Source organism: Paenibacillus sp. J22R98 (genome assembly GCF_059383835.1).
Window position 1 is genome coordinate 388,975 of the sequence record NZ_JBXENW010000001.1, and the last position, 14,779, is coordinate 403,753.

Here is a 14,779-nt window from a genome sequence, read left to right on the forward strand (position 1 = left end):
GAAACGTATGTTCTAGTATATCATGTTTTTGGCAGGTCGAGAAGTATAATGCAAGTTTGATTGAGGAGGCTTTGCACATGAACATTTTGCAGGCATTGTTTTTTCCTCCGGAGCAACCGGGCGGCGTGTCCTCAATGGTTCCTTACATTCAAGAACGATTCAATAAAATCGGTTGGCCGATGGAGTTATTCTCCCTTCCGAAACGGGTAAGGGGAAAGGGCCAAGAGCCTGTAACGTTCGAAACATTCGATATTAGCAATTACGAGGGTAATCCCATTATCGATAAATATTTGCAAACCTATCGCGATTACGTTTGGTGGACGAAGCTGCGCATTCAGAAATCCTATGATCTCATTCATGCCCATCATCCGATTCCGGCGCTGGTAATGAAACAGCTTTATCCGGATACGCCGCTTGTGATGACGATTCATTCCAGTTACGAACGAGAGCTTATACTAAACGGCAAAATCATTGAAGGCGGCATGGAGCATCGTTTCTTAACTTCGATCTACAAAGAGCTTGAGCTGAAAGCAGATCGGATCTTGACGCCGTCAGAAGCATTCCGCAGTTATATGCGTCCATATGTGAACGATGCGGATGAAATCCAGGTCATTCCGAACGGGTTTGACGAGAAGCGATTCAAACCGATCTCCCATGAGAACGAGGTCGTACAGCTAATTACGGTATGCCGCCTTGTCCCTGCTAAAGGGTTGGATATTCTGCTGCATGCCTGCGCGCAGCTGAAGGCGCGCGGACAAAACTTCGTCCTTCATATTATCGGCGATGGACCCAGCAGACCTGAGCTGGAGCAGCTTGCTCAGAAGCTGAACTTGTACGATGACATTATCTTCTACGGTTACATGCTGCATCCGGAAGAGTTTATGCCTTTCTTCGATGTCTTTGTACTGCCGTCACGCGCAGAAGCATTCGGCTCTGTGTTCGCTGAAGCAGCGCTTTGCTGGCTGGCACTGGTCGGGACGAATGTAGGCGGAATCGCGGAGCAGATCGATGATGGAATCAATGGTCTATTAGTAGAACCGGAGAATCCGACCGCGCTTGCGAACGCGCTTGAGAAGGTCGTTTCGGATCAAGATTTCCGCTACAATATGGCCCGTGCGGCTTGGAATAAAGCGAAGCGCGTCTACTCGTTACAGCGGGTAATCGCGCAATTGAAGCAGGTTTATACGGAAATAAATCCGGATGCGGACGCGACAGAATAGGGAGTTAGGACATGGGAGTCTCATTTCGATTTATTCATGCGGCGGATTTGCATGTCGACAGTCCTTTCCGCGGATTGACGGAGGTGCCTCCCCATATACGGGAGGGACTTGTGTCCTCGACCTTTCAGGCTGTTAGCAATTTGGTCGAGGCGGCATTGCGCGAAGCAGTTGATTTTGTAGTTATTTCCGGTGATCTCTATGATATGGCCGACAGATCGCTCCGTGCGCAATTATCTTTGCAGCGGGAGTGGCAGAAGCTGCATGCCCAAGGCGTGCGGCTATTTGTTATTCATGGCAATCATGATCCGCTGTCAGGCTCACAGGCTAATTTAGATTGGCCATCGTCGGTCCATTTCTTCGGAGCGGATCAAGCGGAAGCTGTACCTGTCTATACGAAAAATGGAGAACTGGCTGCTCATGTCCATGGCATCTCCTATGGGACAAGGATTGTGACCGCAAATTTGGCGTCACGCTATAAGCCGGTTGCCGATGGATCCTATCAAATTGCGCTGCTGCATGGCACGGTGGATGGGCATGCCGGACATGATCCTTATGCGCCATGCAGCTTGACTGAGCTGGTAGGTGCAGGGTTCCAATACTGGGCGCTTGGACATATCCATCAACGCGCCGTGTTACATAGTTATCCGCATGTTGTTTATGCCGGCAATACACAAGGCAGACATGCCAACGAGACCGGCGCGAAGGGCTGTTATCTCGTAGATGTAAGCGATACCTTCGAGACAAAGCTGCAGTTTCTCCCTTTGGATACGATTCGTTGGGAGACTTTACGAGTCTCTATCGCAGGTATTCAGTCCGAGCAGGAACTGCTTTATGCAGTAGAACAAGCTGTGATAGCGGCAGCGGCGAATGGTGAAGGCAGATCGCTCATGATTAAGCTGCGCTTAGAAGGCCGCGGTCCGCTGCATCGTCTTTTAACGGATGCAGTAGTAGTCACGGAGCTGCTAGTTGGATTAAGGGAACGAGTCGGCGAGCTTGATTCAACGTCAGGTTACATACCAGGGACGCAGTGGAGCTGGGTTTATAGTTTAGAAGCTGCAACCGGAGCAGAACTGGATCTGGATGCTCTGGCAGCAGAGGAAAGTTTTACAGGTGAGCTTATTCGGAGCAGCAATGACGCACAAGCGGACGAGCTAGCGATGCAGCAGCTGCTGGATGAAGCCCTTCAATCGTTATCGAGCAATGCCAGAATTCGAAAAATGTTGCGTGTTCTACAGACGGAGCGGGCTGCAGGATGGTTTGAGCAAGCAAGGGAGCTTGCGGCCGGAATGCTGACTGAGGATGCCGATGGGCAGAGAGAGTCGTCACCTGAGCAGGAAGCAGGACAAGGAGGCGATCGAATATGAAGCTTCAAGGACTTCATGTAGAAGGTTTCGGGAAGCTGAGCGACCTTCAGTGCAAATTTGATGCGCCTGTAACGATTGTCTATGGACATAACGAGGCCGGCAAAAGCACCATGCTTGGGTTCATTCGCGCTATGCTGTTCGGTTTTGCTACTAAAGGCAATCCGGCTGAACGGCAGGAGCCTGTAAATGGCGGCCGACACGGCGGACGATTGTTTTTCCAAAATAGCGCGGGACAATCTTATGTGCTGGAGCGTTATAGCAGCGCTGCCGGGAAAGTGAATATTCGGCGGCTTGAATTGGATGGAAGCAGCGGAAGCGGCGGAAGTAGTGGAAGCAGCGGAATGGAATCACTCACGCAGTCGATATGGGAGCGTTTATTTCTTGGCGGCGTCAACGAGCGATTGTTCCGTGAGCTGTTTGCTATCTCGTTATCGGAGCTGCAGGCTATCGGAATGCTGGAGGGCGATGAGCTCGGCAAGCAGCTGTATCACGCCGGCTGGAATGGCGGAGGTGCGATCGCGAAGACCGAGAAGCTGCTGCAAACACAGTTAGACCATTTATATCGCCCGCGCGGCAGTACGCAGCAAATGAATAAATTAATGAAGGCGCTTGATGAAATCGACATACAGCTTCGTCAATCGGAGGATAGTATCGTCGCCTTTAATGAACTGAATTCATCGCTTTCTGAGATCGAAAGCGATCAGTCGCATGTGGAAGAGCGGCTTCCCTCATTGCGAGAGACGGAAGCGCTGCTGACAAGAGCTGTTCATCTGCGCCAAGCGTGGATCGAGCGGCTTGCACTGCTCCAGGAACAGGAGGCTTACGGCGATGCGCCAAGGCTGGTTGCGGATGCGCGTGCGAAGATGGAGGCAATAGCAGCGGAGCTTATTCGTTTGCATGCTGAGCGTCAGCATAATAATGAATTAGGGCAGAGGCTTGCACAGCAGTTGGCTTCATTGTCTTACGATGATCAGCTGATCGCTCGAGAGCATGAGATTGAAGCCTTACTGCTGTCTGCCGAGCATATAGCCGCGTCCAAGCAGAGTGCCGCAGAGCTATTGGCGGAAATGCGTGAGCACGAGGAGACGGCTCGCCGACTGATCCACCGCATTTCCCCGACATGGACGGAAACGGAGCTGCGGCAGTTCCCAATTGGAGTCGCAGACCGGGAGCAGGTACGGGTATACCGTGTCGCGCTTCAGGAAAGCGCGAAGGCTAAAGGGCAAGCTGAATCAGAGCTTCGCGCAGCATCGCAGCAAGTTAGGGAAGTGGCTGGACAGCTTTCAGAATTAGATGCGGACAGCGGTGTAAGGGCTCTTGGGACGTCTGTAGTCTTCGAGCTGCTCCCGGATTCCTCGGAAACGCTTCGGCTTGCTGCACGTCAGTTCGAGGAAGCTTGGCATGAGCTCGAATTGGCCAGGCTCCGCGCCGCTTCGTCGCAGCGTTCAGGTGAAGAAATGCAGCAGAATCAGGGCGAAGAGATGCGATCTGCGCTGCTGCGGGTTGGAAGCAGCGCTTATTGGGCTGTCGTAGCCGTTACAGCGGCCGGCGCAGCCGTGCTTGTCGCTATCGGCGAGCCTGTCGCTGCGGTTGTCGCGGGTGTTGCTGCAGTTGCGCTCGCGACGCCGGCGTTGATGAGCCTTGCGAAGCCGCCTGTCGGCGCTTCGCGCGGTCGAGCAATCGGGCGAAGCCGAGCAGGACGCGGTCGCGCACATGAGGCTTCCTCTGGGGCGGCAGCTGCGGCCGATGCACTGCTTGCCGACGCGGAGAAGCGCGTCGTTGCTGCGGTGCAGCAGCTTGTTCGCGAGCCTGCGGCAATAATAGCTGCGCTGCTGGCACGGGAGCAGCTCGAAGCTTCTGCGGCGCAGCAGGCCGAGCTGTCGGCGGCATGGCGGCAATCCGCCGCTGCCAGAGATGGCCGCGCCTCGACCGCGCCGTCGCTGCGCGAGGACTTCGCTGGCGGCGCGGCGGCAGGCTCGCCTGCGCAAGTGCTCTCGCGTCTGCGCGCTGCCATCGACGCGCGGCATGACGAGCTTCGCCTGCGCGCAGGCACCGCTGAGCGCCGCGGGGAGCTTGCTCGCCGCCATGCGCGTCTGCGCGCGCAAGAAGACGCCGCCCTCGCCGCGGTGGACCACGCGGCCGAGGCGGCTGCGGCCATCGCGGCCAGATGGCGCGATTGGCTGACCGATTGCGGCTTTCCGGCTTCGCTCACGCCGGAAGCAGCCGCGGAAAGCTTCGATCTTGCCGAGCAGGCGCTGCTGCGGCTGCAATCGCATGACCGTGCAGCGGGCAAGGCTGCACGGCTGCAGGCGGAGGTAGCCGCCTTCGAAGACGCGGCCCTGCAGCTTAGCGCGGCGTTCCCCGCGGCGGCGAATCGCGCGCATGGCGACGCGGCCGCAGCCGTTCGCATGCTGCACGCGGAAGCGAGCCGGCATGCGGCGGCAGCCGGCCGAGCCGGGGAGCTGCGAGCGCGGCTGGCGGAGCTGGAGCAGCAGGCATCGCAGCTGGCCCAGCTCACGCTTGACTTGGAAGCGAAGCAGCAGCAGTGGTTCGCGGCCGCGAAGGTGAGCAATGAGCTGGAATGGCTGGAAGCCTTGCAGCGTTCTGAGCGACTAGCGGAACTGGAAGCGGAACGATACAGACTGGATGCGGAGCTTACTGCGGGGCTAACAAGCGGACAGCGCGAGAAGCTGGAGACTTGGTATGCCTCTTGCGATGGCAATCAGCTTGTACAGATGCAAGTGGAAGCAAAGCGCGAGCTGAAGCAGCTGGAGCAGCGCAGAAGCGAGCTGCTTGAGCAGAGCGGCCGCAAGCGCCAGCAGCTGGAGCAGCTGGTGCAAAGCAGCGGCAGATCGCGGCAGATTATGGAGCGTGAGCAGGCAACGGCTGCGCTGGAACAGCTGGTTGAGCGCTATGCGGTAGGTGCGATCAGCATGACGATGATTCGCCGAACCAAACGAATCATGGAGGAGCAGCGTCAGCCCGGTGTTCTGCGCGAAGCATCGCGGATAATGGGCCGACTTTCTCAAGGAGGCTACAAGCGGATTTCGATTCCGGAGGGCGAGCAAACGATCTCGCTGGAGACGAAGGACGGAAGGCTGGTAGAAAGCAAACTGCTCAGCAGAGGGACTGCTGAGCAGTTGTATCTGGCGATGCGTTTAGCGCTCGCGGATGAGGCGGCAGCCTCAAATGAACTACCCCTTTTACTGGATGATCCGCTGGTTAACTTTGATCTGACCAGGCAGAGAGCCGCCGTCGAAGTGCTCGGTGAGCTTGCAGAACGCAGGCAAATTGTGCTGTTCACTTGCCATGATCATATGAGAGACTTAATACGTACGATTTTACCGCAAGCCGAATTCATCCATTTATCTTAATGGATCGTACCGCACACGATTCATTCCCCTATCGGAGGCCGCTGCTTAATCAGCAGCACCAGCCAACCCAGGCTGATGAGCCCAAAGAGCGGATAGAGCGTGGAGAGAAGCGGGCCGAATCCGATTTGGCTCGCTACATAACAACAGGCCAGAGTCAGAATTGTGAGCAGGGTCCGAGAGAGTTTGAGCCGTTCCTGCATCTGCAGCGTCAGTCCGTACACATCGGCAATCAGCGTTGTGAAGATTTCGGCAAAAATCAGGAAGATATAGATCCACTGAATGCCATGCCCCAGCTGGCGTGCGATACCGCCCATCGGAATCGCAAATTGCTGAATGCCCGGCATGTACACGGATAACGCGATATGGCCGGCAAGCAGCATGAAGCCGATCCCGATGCCGCCGATCCACGAGCCGTATACAATCGTTTTACGGTCTCGCATTTCTGCGCCAAGCGGTACGAGCACGGCCTGTGCCATCGATAAGTTGAAAGCGGCATAGAGGAATGGGGAAGCCCAAATGGAGATCGGCGAATGGTCGCTTGTCAGGAGCAGCCACCGATCCGAGCCGGGTGTTTTGACCGTATCGATGATGATGAGCACCGTGAAGAGCAGCATGACCGGCACCACGATCGCATTGACCGTCAAAATTGCATTCATCCCTTTACGCAGCAGGAAGAAGCAGCCGACCATCGTGATCAGCAGGCCTGATTGATAAGAAATATTCCAATTCTCGGAGAAGATGGCGCCTGCGCCTGCGAGCATAACGGCACAAACACCGAACAAAACAATGAGCATGAAATGACTGATCCAGCGTCCAAAACGATCGCCGAACAGCACTTTATTGACGTCTTCGTAGGATTTTGCCCTGACGTCGCTGGCGATCAGCATCATTTTGGCGCCAAGCCAAACAAACATGATCGTAGCCATTAGAATCGTAACGGCACCCAGAAAGCCAAATCGAGTAAAAAATTGCAAGATCTCTTGTCCGGTTGCAAAACCTGCGCCAACTACCGTACCCATATACGTAAACGCGATTTGCATGATTTTACTCGCTCTTTTCATCCTTTTACATGACCTGCCTTTCGTACAATACCTACTAGTAAAGGTATGTCCGACCGAGGACAGGCATGACTATTATCCTTCTTATAAGAGAAAGCGGTGGATTTGCCGGTATGGCTATAGTTGTTGCCATTAGTGTTTTCTCTGCATCCCTCGCGCTGATTGTCTGGAAGCCAAAAGGAATTCACGAAGCCATTGTCGCCTTTCTAGGTGCGGCATTGCTGTTCGTAGCCAGGCTTCTTACGCCGGAGGATGCGGCTTATATATGGAGCTTTGTTTGGAATGCGACCTTTTCCTTAATCGGCATTATGCTGTTTACGGCGCTTTTGGATGCGAATGGTTTTTTTCGATGGGCGGCGCTTCATATTGTACGATCCTTTCATCATAAGCAGCTGCGCTTATTAATCGGATTGTGCGCACTCGCTGCGGCAATCACGGTGTTCTTCAACAATGACGGCACGATTCTGATCATGATTCCGATTGTGCTTGAAGTAACGGCACTGCTTCAGCTGTCACGCAGGAGCCGCATTGCGTTCTTGCTTGGGGTAGGCTTAATGGCAGATACCGCGAGCGCGCCTCTAATGATGAGCAATTTAACGAACATTTTGACAGCGGATTTCTTTCACCTGACCTTCGGGGAATATGCCAGAACGATGATACTACCGGGAATTGTAGCGATACTGATAACGATTGCGGTTACGGCAGGCTATTTCGGCAGAAGCATTCGCACGGAGGAAGAGAGACCCCATGCGCCGCAATCCTTTCCAGATCCGACTTCGGCGATTGGCCATAAAGGGCTGTTTTACCTCTCTTGGGTCATTATTGCGTCGATTATGGCAGGTTATTTATTAGCGGATAAAATGGGAGTTCCGGTAGCGGCCATCGCTCTGACAGGAGCCGCTGTCCAGTGGCTGGCAAGTATGGTTGTCGGCCAAGGGAACGTGAAAAAGACGCTTCGAGGAGCGCCTTGGTTAATCGTTGTATTCGCATTGTCGATGAATCTTATTGTTTACAGTATGTATCTGCACGGTGCGGTCAGCTGGTTCCCCCACGCTATCGAACCTTTGACGGATCAAGGACCATTGCTTGGCATCCTTGGCTCAGGCGCTCTGTTCTCGCTGCTCAGTGCGGCAGTCAATAACTTGCCTGCAGTGCTCGTATCCTCGCTGGCGATCGAACAGACTGCCGGGCCGCATTATTTGCCTTACGCCAGCTTGCTCGGCACTTCTGTCGGCGCGAAGCTGACACCGATCGGTTCGCTCGCAACGCTTCTGTGGCTGCAATTGCTGCGCAGAGGCGGCATTGATATGTCTTGGCGCGAATACGCCAAATACGGGCTGCTGTTAACCGTACCGATTCTGCTTAGTGCACTCTTAACCTTGTGGCTTATCTTGAAGTAGAAAGAGCTTCATCGAAAGCACCTTTTTCGTTTGAGGATCAAGATCCAGCTTCAGCAATGCTCCGGCAGCTTGATAAGCGAGTACGCTTGCGGTATGCGTTGTCGGTTTCCCTAAAGCTGTAGTTACGGCGTTCTCGCCGTCACCCACACGAAGCCCGCTCAGGCCGCTTGAAATATTCTTCTCGAAAACTTCCACAAACCGGACTTTCTTATCCGAACCATATCCGACGGAGAATCCGGCATATTCAATAACGGTAATGGTCTCTTTCTCATCATCGATTGTATAATTGTCCGTTTGCTTGCCGAGTCGTGTATCCAAAGTAGATTTGGCATCACCGATGGCGATGCCATGAAGCTTAGGCGCTTTGGCATCCCACTTCGGCTCTTCTTTCACTACAGCCTGCTTTGTTCCGGCCTTACCGGTGGAGGATTCTGTCTTCGCATCCGCGATCGTTGCGTCCTGCGAGGAATTCTCCTCGAATAAGGCCTCTTGGCCGTCGCCTTTTGCAACATACGCTTTCTGAGGACTGTCGGAATGGTCGTCGATCAGTGACCCGGCTTGTTCAGCCGTTAACCGGCTCGTAGTTGTACTTTCGATTCCCGCGACGCCAAGCGAGCAGCTTGAAAGCAGGAGAAGCATCGTGCAGGCGGCAGCTGTATAGGCGATTTGTTTGGTAGTTAAGCTCGATATCATTCGTGTCATTCGTGTCACACCTCCTTGATGTTCGTCCAGCATCCGACCACTTCGTTGTTATATAGTTAGACGTTGGCAATGGAAAAAAGTTGCAATGATTAGCGCAGTTTTCATGTTATTTTTTGCCGATTAGTTGCGCTTTTGGTGCCCCATATGATACCTTTAACGGAAAAGATTTTTTTGGTGGAGGGAAAGCGAATGGAACTGCTAAAAGAACGCATACTGCGTGAAGCCTCTATTCTAAATCAAGATGTACTTAAGCTGGATGCCCTGTTAAATCATCAGGTCGACCCGATTCTTACGCAAGAAATGGGTAAAGAATTTGCGCGTCTATATGCTGAAACGCCGATTACGAAAGTAATCACAGTGGAATCGTCCGGCATACCGGTTGCTTTTACGACAGCCCTTGCGCTTGGGGTACCGCTCGTTTTTGCACGTCGGAAGAAAACACTTATCGCTGATCCGGATGCCTATTGCGAACGCGTACCGTCATTCACGAAAGGCATTGTAACGGACATTATGGTTTCCCGTCAATTCCTAACGCCTGATGATACCGTACTGTTCATCGACGATATCATCGCTAATGGCGATGCAGCACGTGGTCTAATCAAAATTATTGAGCGTTCCGGTGCAACCTTGGCAGGACTTGGCATCGTCGTGGAGAAATCCTTCCAGGCCGGTGCTCGTACGATTCGCGAACAAGGCATTCGCGTAGAATCGCTGGTGCGAATTGCTTCACTGGATGGCGGAAAAATTCGTTTCGAATAAGTTCCAGTTAATTTCCATGATCATCATCTTTTCGAGTTGAATGAATTGGCTTATAATGATCGTAAGTGACGGATTGGAGGCACAACTATATGGGACAATTATCTGCTGATTATTTAGTAACCAAATTGTCGGAAGCGAAGAACCATTTCGAACGTGCTCTTGACTGCAAGCATACTGATTTTGATGACTTGTACCCTTATATGATTGAGCATCCGCAGTTTTTCTGGTATAAACGGTATGTTGCATGGTCCGAACTCCTTACGATTGTGAAGCTCTCGACAGAGCTAGAGATGGATTGGAAAGAACAATTCACCGAGAAACAAGCGGAGTATATCACGAGCCGTGTCATGTCTTCCCGGGTTCTGGATGAATGGTATGAAACGAATGATTCGAAAGAGCATGTTAGCTGAGCGCAGAACTAACAAGTGAATCGAAAGACCTCAATGCTGGCATTAACTGCCGTATTGAGGTTTTTTTATAGAAATGGAGCGATTGAGGATGATATCGGAAGAACAGTTGGATCAATTTCGGGTTGCCGGAACTTCGGTGCGTGTCGTGAGAGATGGGATGGAAGCCAATGATGTGCTGGGCATTGTTGTTGCGTGGGATGCGGACTCCGTCGTCATTCGCAAGCGCAGCCGCAGAGTAGTAAAGCTTAGCAGAAGCTATGTTTATGAGCCGGTGACTGCACCTCGAACAGAGCTGTAAGCAAAAAGTTGAAACAAAATGCAGGTTCATTCGTATTGTTGTAACAAACGTTACTGGAGGTTATATGAATGAAATGTCCTGTATGTTCAGATGTTCGTATGCGCGAGGTAGAGAAAGACGGCGTTCTGATCGACGTTTGCCCGGATTGTAAAGGGGTATGGCTGGATCGCGGCGAGCTGGACAAGCTTGTACGCGGTGTCAAAGAGGCTCGCGATGATTATGACCGCTTGGAGCGCAGCGTGAATGTCAATCCTGCGTATTCGCCGAATGAGACTCATTACGACCAAGATCGTGATCGCCACCGCAGTCAGGGTCAGGATTACAATTACAATACCGGCAAAGGCTACAGCCAGAACGGGTATGACTCTCACGGGTATGATAAGAACGGTTATGACAAATACGGTAAGCCGCGCAAGAAGAAAACGATGCTCGATGTTTTCGGAGACTTGTTCGATTGATCTATAGTTAGAAAATTTCAACTTTCGTTCTTCATCTTGACTTCGCCTGAACCGGATGCCATAATAAAAAACGTGATTGCAGCTTGTATGCAACCACATCTGCCAGATGCGGTCGTGGCGGAATTGGCAGACGCGCTAGATTCAGGTTCTAGTGGTGTAACAGCCGTGGAGGTTCGAGTCCTCTCGACCGCACCAATTATACAAACACAGAGAAGCCTTGCCTATGCAAGGCTTCTTTTTTTGCACTTAAGCTGAGGTAGATCCCTTAACGCAAGCCTCGGGGGCTAGTACGGAATTGCCTAGGACTCAGTCCGAAATGCGCGGTGAAATGCCGCGTGAACGAATGGATCGACGTGTAACCGAGCTTCTCTGCAATGGCCGTAATGCTGAGATCGCTCTCCTGGATAATTTGCGAGGCTCGCTTCATTAATTGTTTGTGCTGATAAGCTTTAGGAGTCAAGCCGGTTTCGCGCAGGAACAGCTCGTGAAAGTACGTCCGCTTCAATCCGCATGACCTCCACCAATCCGATACGGGCTCTCTTTTCTCCGGATGGGCATCGAGCCTAGCCAGCAGCCGAACGATCCGATAGTCGCTCGGCTGATGCGTATGGACGGCATTGTACCAAGCCAGCATCCAGCCGTAAAACAAGCTGTTAACCGTTTCTTGCCGATGGCAGCTTAAATCCTCGAATGACTTGGAGATGAGATGCAGCAGATCGAAGAGCAGCGGATGTGCCTGCAGCGAGAAGACGCTTGGCATGCTGTCCAGCTCTTCGCAAGGTAATGTCGGTGTGGCGGTATGCGGCTGAAACTTCTCCGGATATCGGAAGAAGAAGCGATTCAAAGAACGCGGTTCCTGCTGCTCCCATAGATCGAAGTAGAGATTGTAGGAAGATTGCGGATGCTCCGGTGAGAAATGAAAGGCATGAGGTTGACCGGGACGCAGGAAAACGAGCGTTCTTCTGCCGACGGGGTACCGTTTGCCGTCGACTTCCATCTCGCCGGGTCCGTCCGGGAAGAGATGCATGGCGTATACGCTGCAGGTCCGAAGCCCTTCGTTTGAGCTTCCGTCATATTGATAGGGCATATAGTCCCCAAGGAATGGAGTAAGTTCTGTCAGTTTCTTCACCGCGGTAATTCCTTTCGTTACCGGATTTTTCGTTAACTTTTGGATGAGTGACCAAATACGAATATACCTTTCAATGATACGATAAATAGAGGAAATTCGAAATATGTACCTGCTTTCATGTACGGATGAAAGCATCAACTTCTTCAAGGAGTGAGCGATGATGAAAATATGGTATGACCGTTCCGCTTCGAATTGGACGCAGGGACTGCCGATCGGAAATGGAAGCCTGGGTGCCGTTGTTTGCAGCGGAGCGGAGACCGAGACATGGCACTTGACGGAAACGACTTATTGGTCGGGCCAGAGTGAGCGAACGCCCAGCCGTTCTGAGGGGAAAGCAGGCTTAGCCGCAATGAGAGAACTGTTCTTCGAAGGCGATTATGCCAATGGCGAACGACTAGTTGAACAGCAGCTGATGCCGACGAAAGGTAATTTCGGAACGAATGTGTCCATGTGCGATGTGAAGATCTATTTTGGCCATTCGGAGGAAGGCTTTGCAAGGGAATTGGATCTGGAGGAAGCGATCGTACGCACCGGCTATACTTCAGGCGGCACGCGATATGAACGCGAAATGTTCGCGACGCATGCCGATCATGCTATCGCAGCTCGTTATAGAAGTGATCAGCCGGGTTCACTATCTTTTTCAGTCGCAATCGAAGGCAGATCTTCTACTTTCCATTCATGGGCAGGAGCGAGCGAAGAAGGAAGCGGTTCGCTATATTTCAACGGACAAGCCACCGAGAACGTACACAGCGATGGCACATGCGGTGTGAATGGACGAGGTATAGTGAGCGTAATCGTACGCGGCGGAACGGTGAGTATTCAAGGAGATGCGATAGTCGTAGAGCAAGCTGATGAGGCATGCCTCTATTTCACGGCAGCAACCGATTACGGCAGAGTGGATGAGCAATGGAAGGAAGAGCCTGCATGGAGAATAGAAAATGCGTCCCATAAAGGGTTCGATGCTTTGAAAGCCGCGCATATTGCGGATTACCGCAAGCTGTATGAGCGCGTAACCATTGCGCTTGCTTCGGCATCGTCTCGTTCGGAAGAGCTCGCAACCGTTACAACTGACAAAAGAATGCTGCACATGCGCGAGAATGGCGGTCATGACGATCCGCAGCTGTTCGCTTTGTTCTATCAATATGGCCGTTATCTTATGATTGCCGGTTCCCGTGAGGACTCCAGGCTGCCCATGCATCTTCAGGGAATTTGGAACGACGGGGAAGCGGCGCGCATGGCGTGGAGCTGTGATTTCCATCTGGATGTGAACACGGAGATGAATTATTATCCGGCGGAGACCGGAAATTTAGCGGAATGCCATCTGCCGCTGCTTCGCTTCGTGGAGCAGCTGGCGAAATCCGGACGCCAAGCGGCACAGGATTTCTACGGCTGCGAGGGCTGGGTAGCGCATGTGTTCACGAATGCTTGGGGATTCGCGGCACCGGGCTGGCACTACTCGTGGGGGCTCAATGTTACCGGCGGCCTATGGCTGGCGACTCAGCTTATTGAGCATTACGAATTTAGCCGAGACGAAGTTTTTCTGAAGAATCTCGCCTATCCGGTATTGCGAGATGCGGCTATATTCTATCTGGATTATATGGCGGTTCACCCGGAGACCGGACAACTGGTCACAGGGCCTTCCAATTCACCGGAGAACAGCTTCTATCCGGGCGGGGTGCAAACAGCATCCTATACGATGTCGATGGGTTCGGTCATGGATACGATGCTTGTACGTGAACTGTTTGAATTTCTCATCGATGCCTCATCGCGGTTAGGAGCTGATGATGCCTTTTGTTCACAAATGATGGCGGCACTGCCGCTTCTCCCGCCGCTTGCGGTTGGACGAGGCGGACAGCTGCAGGAATGGCTGCAGGATTATGGCGAGGCTCAGCCTGATCATCGCCATTTATCGCATCTGTACGGATTGTATCCGGGTAGAGAAATTACACCGGATGGCACGCCTGACCTTGCTGCAGCAGCAAGGCAGACACTAGATAATCGGCAGCGTGGCGCAGATTTGGAGGACGTGGAATTTACGCTTGCTATGTTCGCAGCGGGAAGAGCCAGACTTCATGATGGGGATAGGGCACAGGAGCATCTGACCTACTTGATCAGCCAGCTCTGCTTGGACAATATGCTGACTTACTCCAAATCCGGTATCGCTGGAGCGGAAGTCGATATCTTCGTCGTAGACGGAAACTTCGGCGGTGCTGCCGCATTCGCAGAGATGCTGCTCCAAAGCCATGCCGGCGCAATCCATCTGCTGCCTGCACTTCCGCAATCATGGACGAACGGCCGATTCGCCGGACTTCGCACGCGCGGAGACGCCGAGGTCGCCGTGCAATGGGAGAACGGCAGCCTTGTTAGCGTTACCGTCAGGGCGAACAAGCCTCTCGAAACAAAACTGCGGTATGGTCGCATGGTCATAGACTTGCACTTAGCAAGCGGGGAATCTCGTACTTTCAACGGGGCATTGGATTAAATTGTAAGATGAGAGGGAATGAGCGGAATAGATGGAAAATGAAGGTGAGCGGCTGAGGGGAAGTATCCTTTCAGTTGCTTTTCTTTTATATAAATGTCGTGCGGTGAGCCGAAATTTGTACGATA

At 52.7% G+C, this 14,779-nt stretch carries 12 protein-coding genes and 1 tRNA gene; 10 read left to right on the forward strand and 3 right to left on the reverse strand.

What is annotated here, in order from left to right:
• The first annotated feature begins 77 nt into the window (after positions 1–77).
• From AC50Y3_RS01830 to AC50Y3_RS01840, 3 genes are read left to right on the forward strand one after another with little or no spacing between them, the layout of a single operon-like run.
• Positions 78–1,220 carry a glycosyltransferase family 4 protein gene (locus AC50Y3_RS01830; protein ID WP_494817068.1) on the forward strand — a complete coding sequence of 381 codons (1,143 nt, stop codon included), beginning with the start codon at positions 78–80 and terminating at the stop codon, positions 1,218–1,220.
• A gap of 11 nt (positions 1,221–1,231) precedes the next feature.
• The gene (locus AC50Y3_RS01835; RefSeq protein WP_494817069.1) at positions 1,232–2,584 is read left to right on the forward strand and encodes a metallophosphoesterase family protein; all 1,353 of its coding nucleotides are present in this window, start codon (positions 1,232–1,234) and stop codon (positions 2,582–2,584) included.
• Positions 2,581–5,958 (forward strand): AAA family ATPase, encoded by a 3,378-nt coding sequence (locus AC50Y3_RS01840; RefSeq protein WP_494817070.1) that lies wholly within the window; start codon positions 2,581–2,583, stop codon positions 5,956–5,958. Before AC50Y3_RS01835 ends, AC50Y3_RS01840 begins: the two co-directional genes overlap by 4 nt.
• 20 nt (positions 5,959–5,978) lie before the next feature.
• Here the strand turns inward: AC50Y3_RS01840 and AC50Y3_RS01845 are convergent, their stop codons facing one another.
• Positions 5,979–7,019: a YkvI family membrane protein gene (locus tag AC50Y3_RS01845; RefSeq protein ID WP_494817071.1), complete on the reverse strand. Its 1,041-nt coding sequence runs from the start codon at positions 7,017–7,019 to the stop codon at positions 5,979–5,981.
• A gap of 110 nt (positions 7,020–7,129) precedes the next feature.
• On the opposite strand from AC50Y3_RS01845, the gene AC50Y3_RS01850 reads away from it, so the two are divergent.
• Complete coding sequence (locus AC50Y3_RS01850; protein ID WP_494817072.1) at positions 7,130–8,416, forward strand: ArsB/NhaD family transporter; 1,287 nt, start codon at positions 7,130–7,132, stop codon at positions 8,414–8,416.
• On the opposite strand, the gene AC50Y3_RS01855 is transcribed toward AC50Y3_RS01850, so the two are convergent.
• The gene (locus AC50Y3_RS01855; protein ID WP_494817073.1) at positions 8,390–9,118 is read right to left on the reverse strand and encodes a hypothetical protein; all 729 of its coding nucleotides are present in this window, start codon (positions 9,116–9,118) and stop codon (positions 8,390–8,392) included. The genes AC50Y3_RS01850 and AC50Y3_RS01855 overlap by 27 nt on opposite strands.
• 189 nt (positions 9,119–9,307) lie before the next feature.
• Here AC50Y3_RS01855 and AC50Y3_RS01860 point away from each other — a divergent pair, with 189 nt between their 5' ends.
• The 5 genes from AC50Y3_RS01860 to AC50Y3_RS01880 all read left to right on the forward strand — a co-directional run bounded on the left by AC50Y3_RS01860 (position 9,308) and on the right by AC50Y3_RS01880 (position 11,238).
• Positions 9,308–9,877 (forward strand): xanthine phosphoribosyltransferase, encoded by a 570-nt coding sequence (locus AC50Y3_RS01860; RefSeq protein ID WP_090978007.1) that lies wholly within the window; start codon positions 9,308–9,310, stop codon positions 9,875–9,877.
• Between the two features lie 89 nt (positions 9,878–9,966).
• On the forward strand, positions 9,967–10,287 hold the full coding sequence (locus tag AC50Y3_RS01865) for a hypothetical protein (protein ID WP_090978009.1): 321 nt from the start codon (positions 9,967–9,969) through the stop codon (positions 10,285–10,287).
• Between the two features lie 88 nt (positions 10,288–10,375).
• Positions 10,376–10,585, forward strand: a complete 210-nt coding sequence (locus AC50Y3_RS01870; RefSeq protein WP_494817074.1) for a hypothetical protein — start codon at positions 10,376–10,378, stop codon at positions 10,583–10,585.
• 68 nt (positions 10,586–10,653) lie between these two features.
• Positions 10,654–11,043, forward strand: coding sequence for a TFIIB-type zinc ribbon-containing protein (locus tag AC50Y3_RS01875; RefSeq protein ID WP_494817075.1), 390 nt, complete (start codon positions 10,654–10,656; stop codon positions 11,041–11,043).
• A gap of 108 nt (positions 11,044–11,151) precedes the next feature.
• Positions 11,152–11,238 (forward strand) — tRNA-Leu (locus AC50Y3_RS01880).
• A 70-nt stretch (positions 11,239–11,308) separates the two neighbouring features.
• Here AC50Y3_RS01880 and AC50Y3_RS01885 read toward each other — a convergent pair.
• Positions 11,309–12,172 (reverse strand): helix-turn-helix domain-containing protein, encoded by an 864-nt coding sequence (locus tag AC50Y3_RS01885; protein WP_494817076.1) that lies wholly within the window; start codon positions 12,170–12,172, stop codon positions 11,309–11,311.
• 157 nt (positions 12,173–12,329) lie between these two features.
• On the opposite strand from AC50Y3_RS01885, the gene AC50Y3_RS01890 reads away from it, so the two are divergent.
• Positions 12,330–14,654, forward strand: coding sequence for a glycoside hydrolase family 95 protein (locus AC50Y3_RS01890; RefSeq protein WP_494817077.1), 2,325 nt, complete (start codon positions 12,330–12,332; stop codon positions 14,652–14,654).
• Positions 14,655–14,779: the final 125 nt, after the last annotated feature.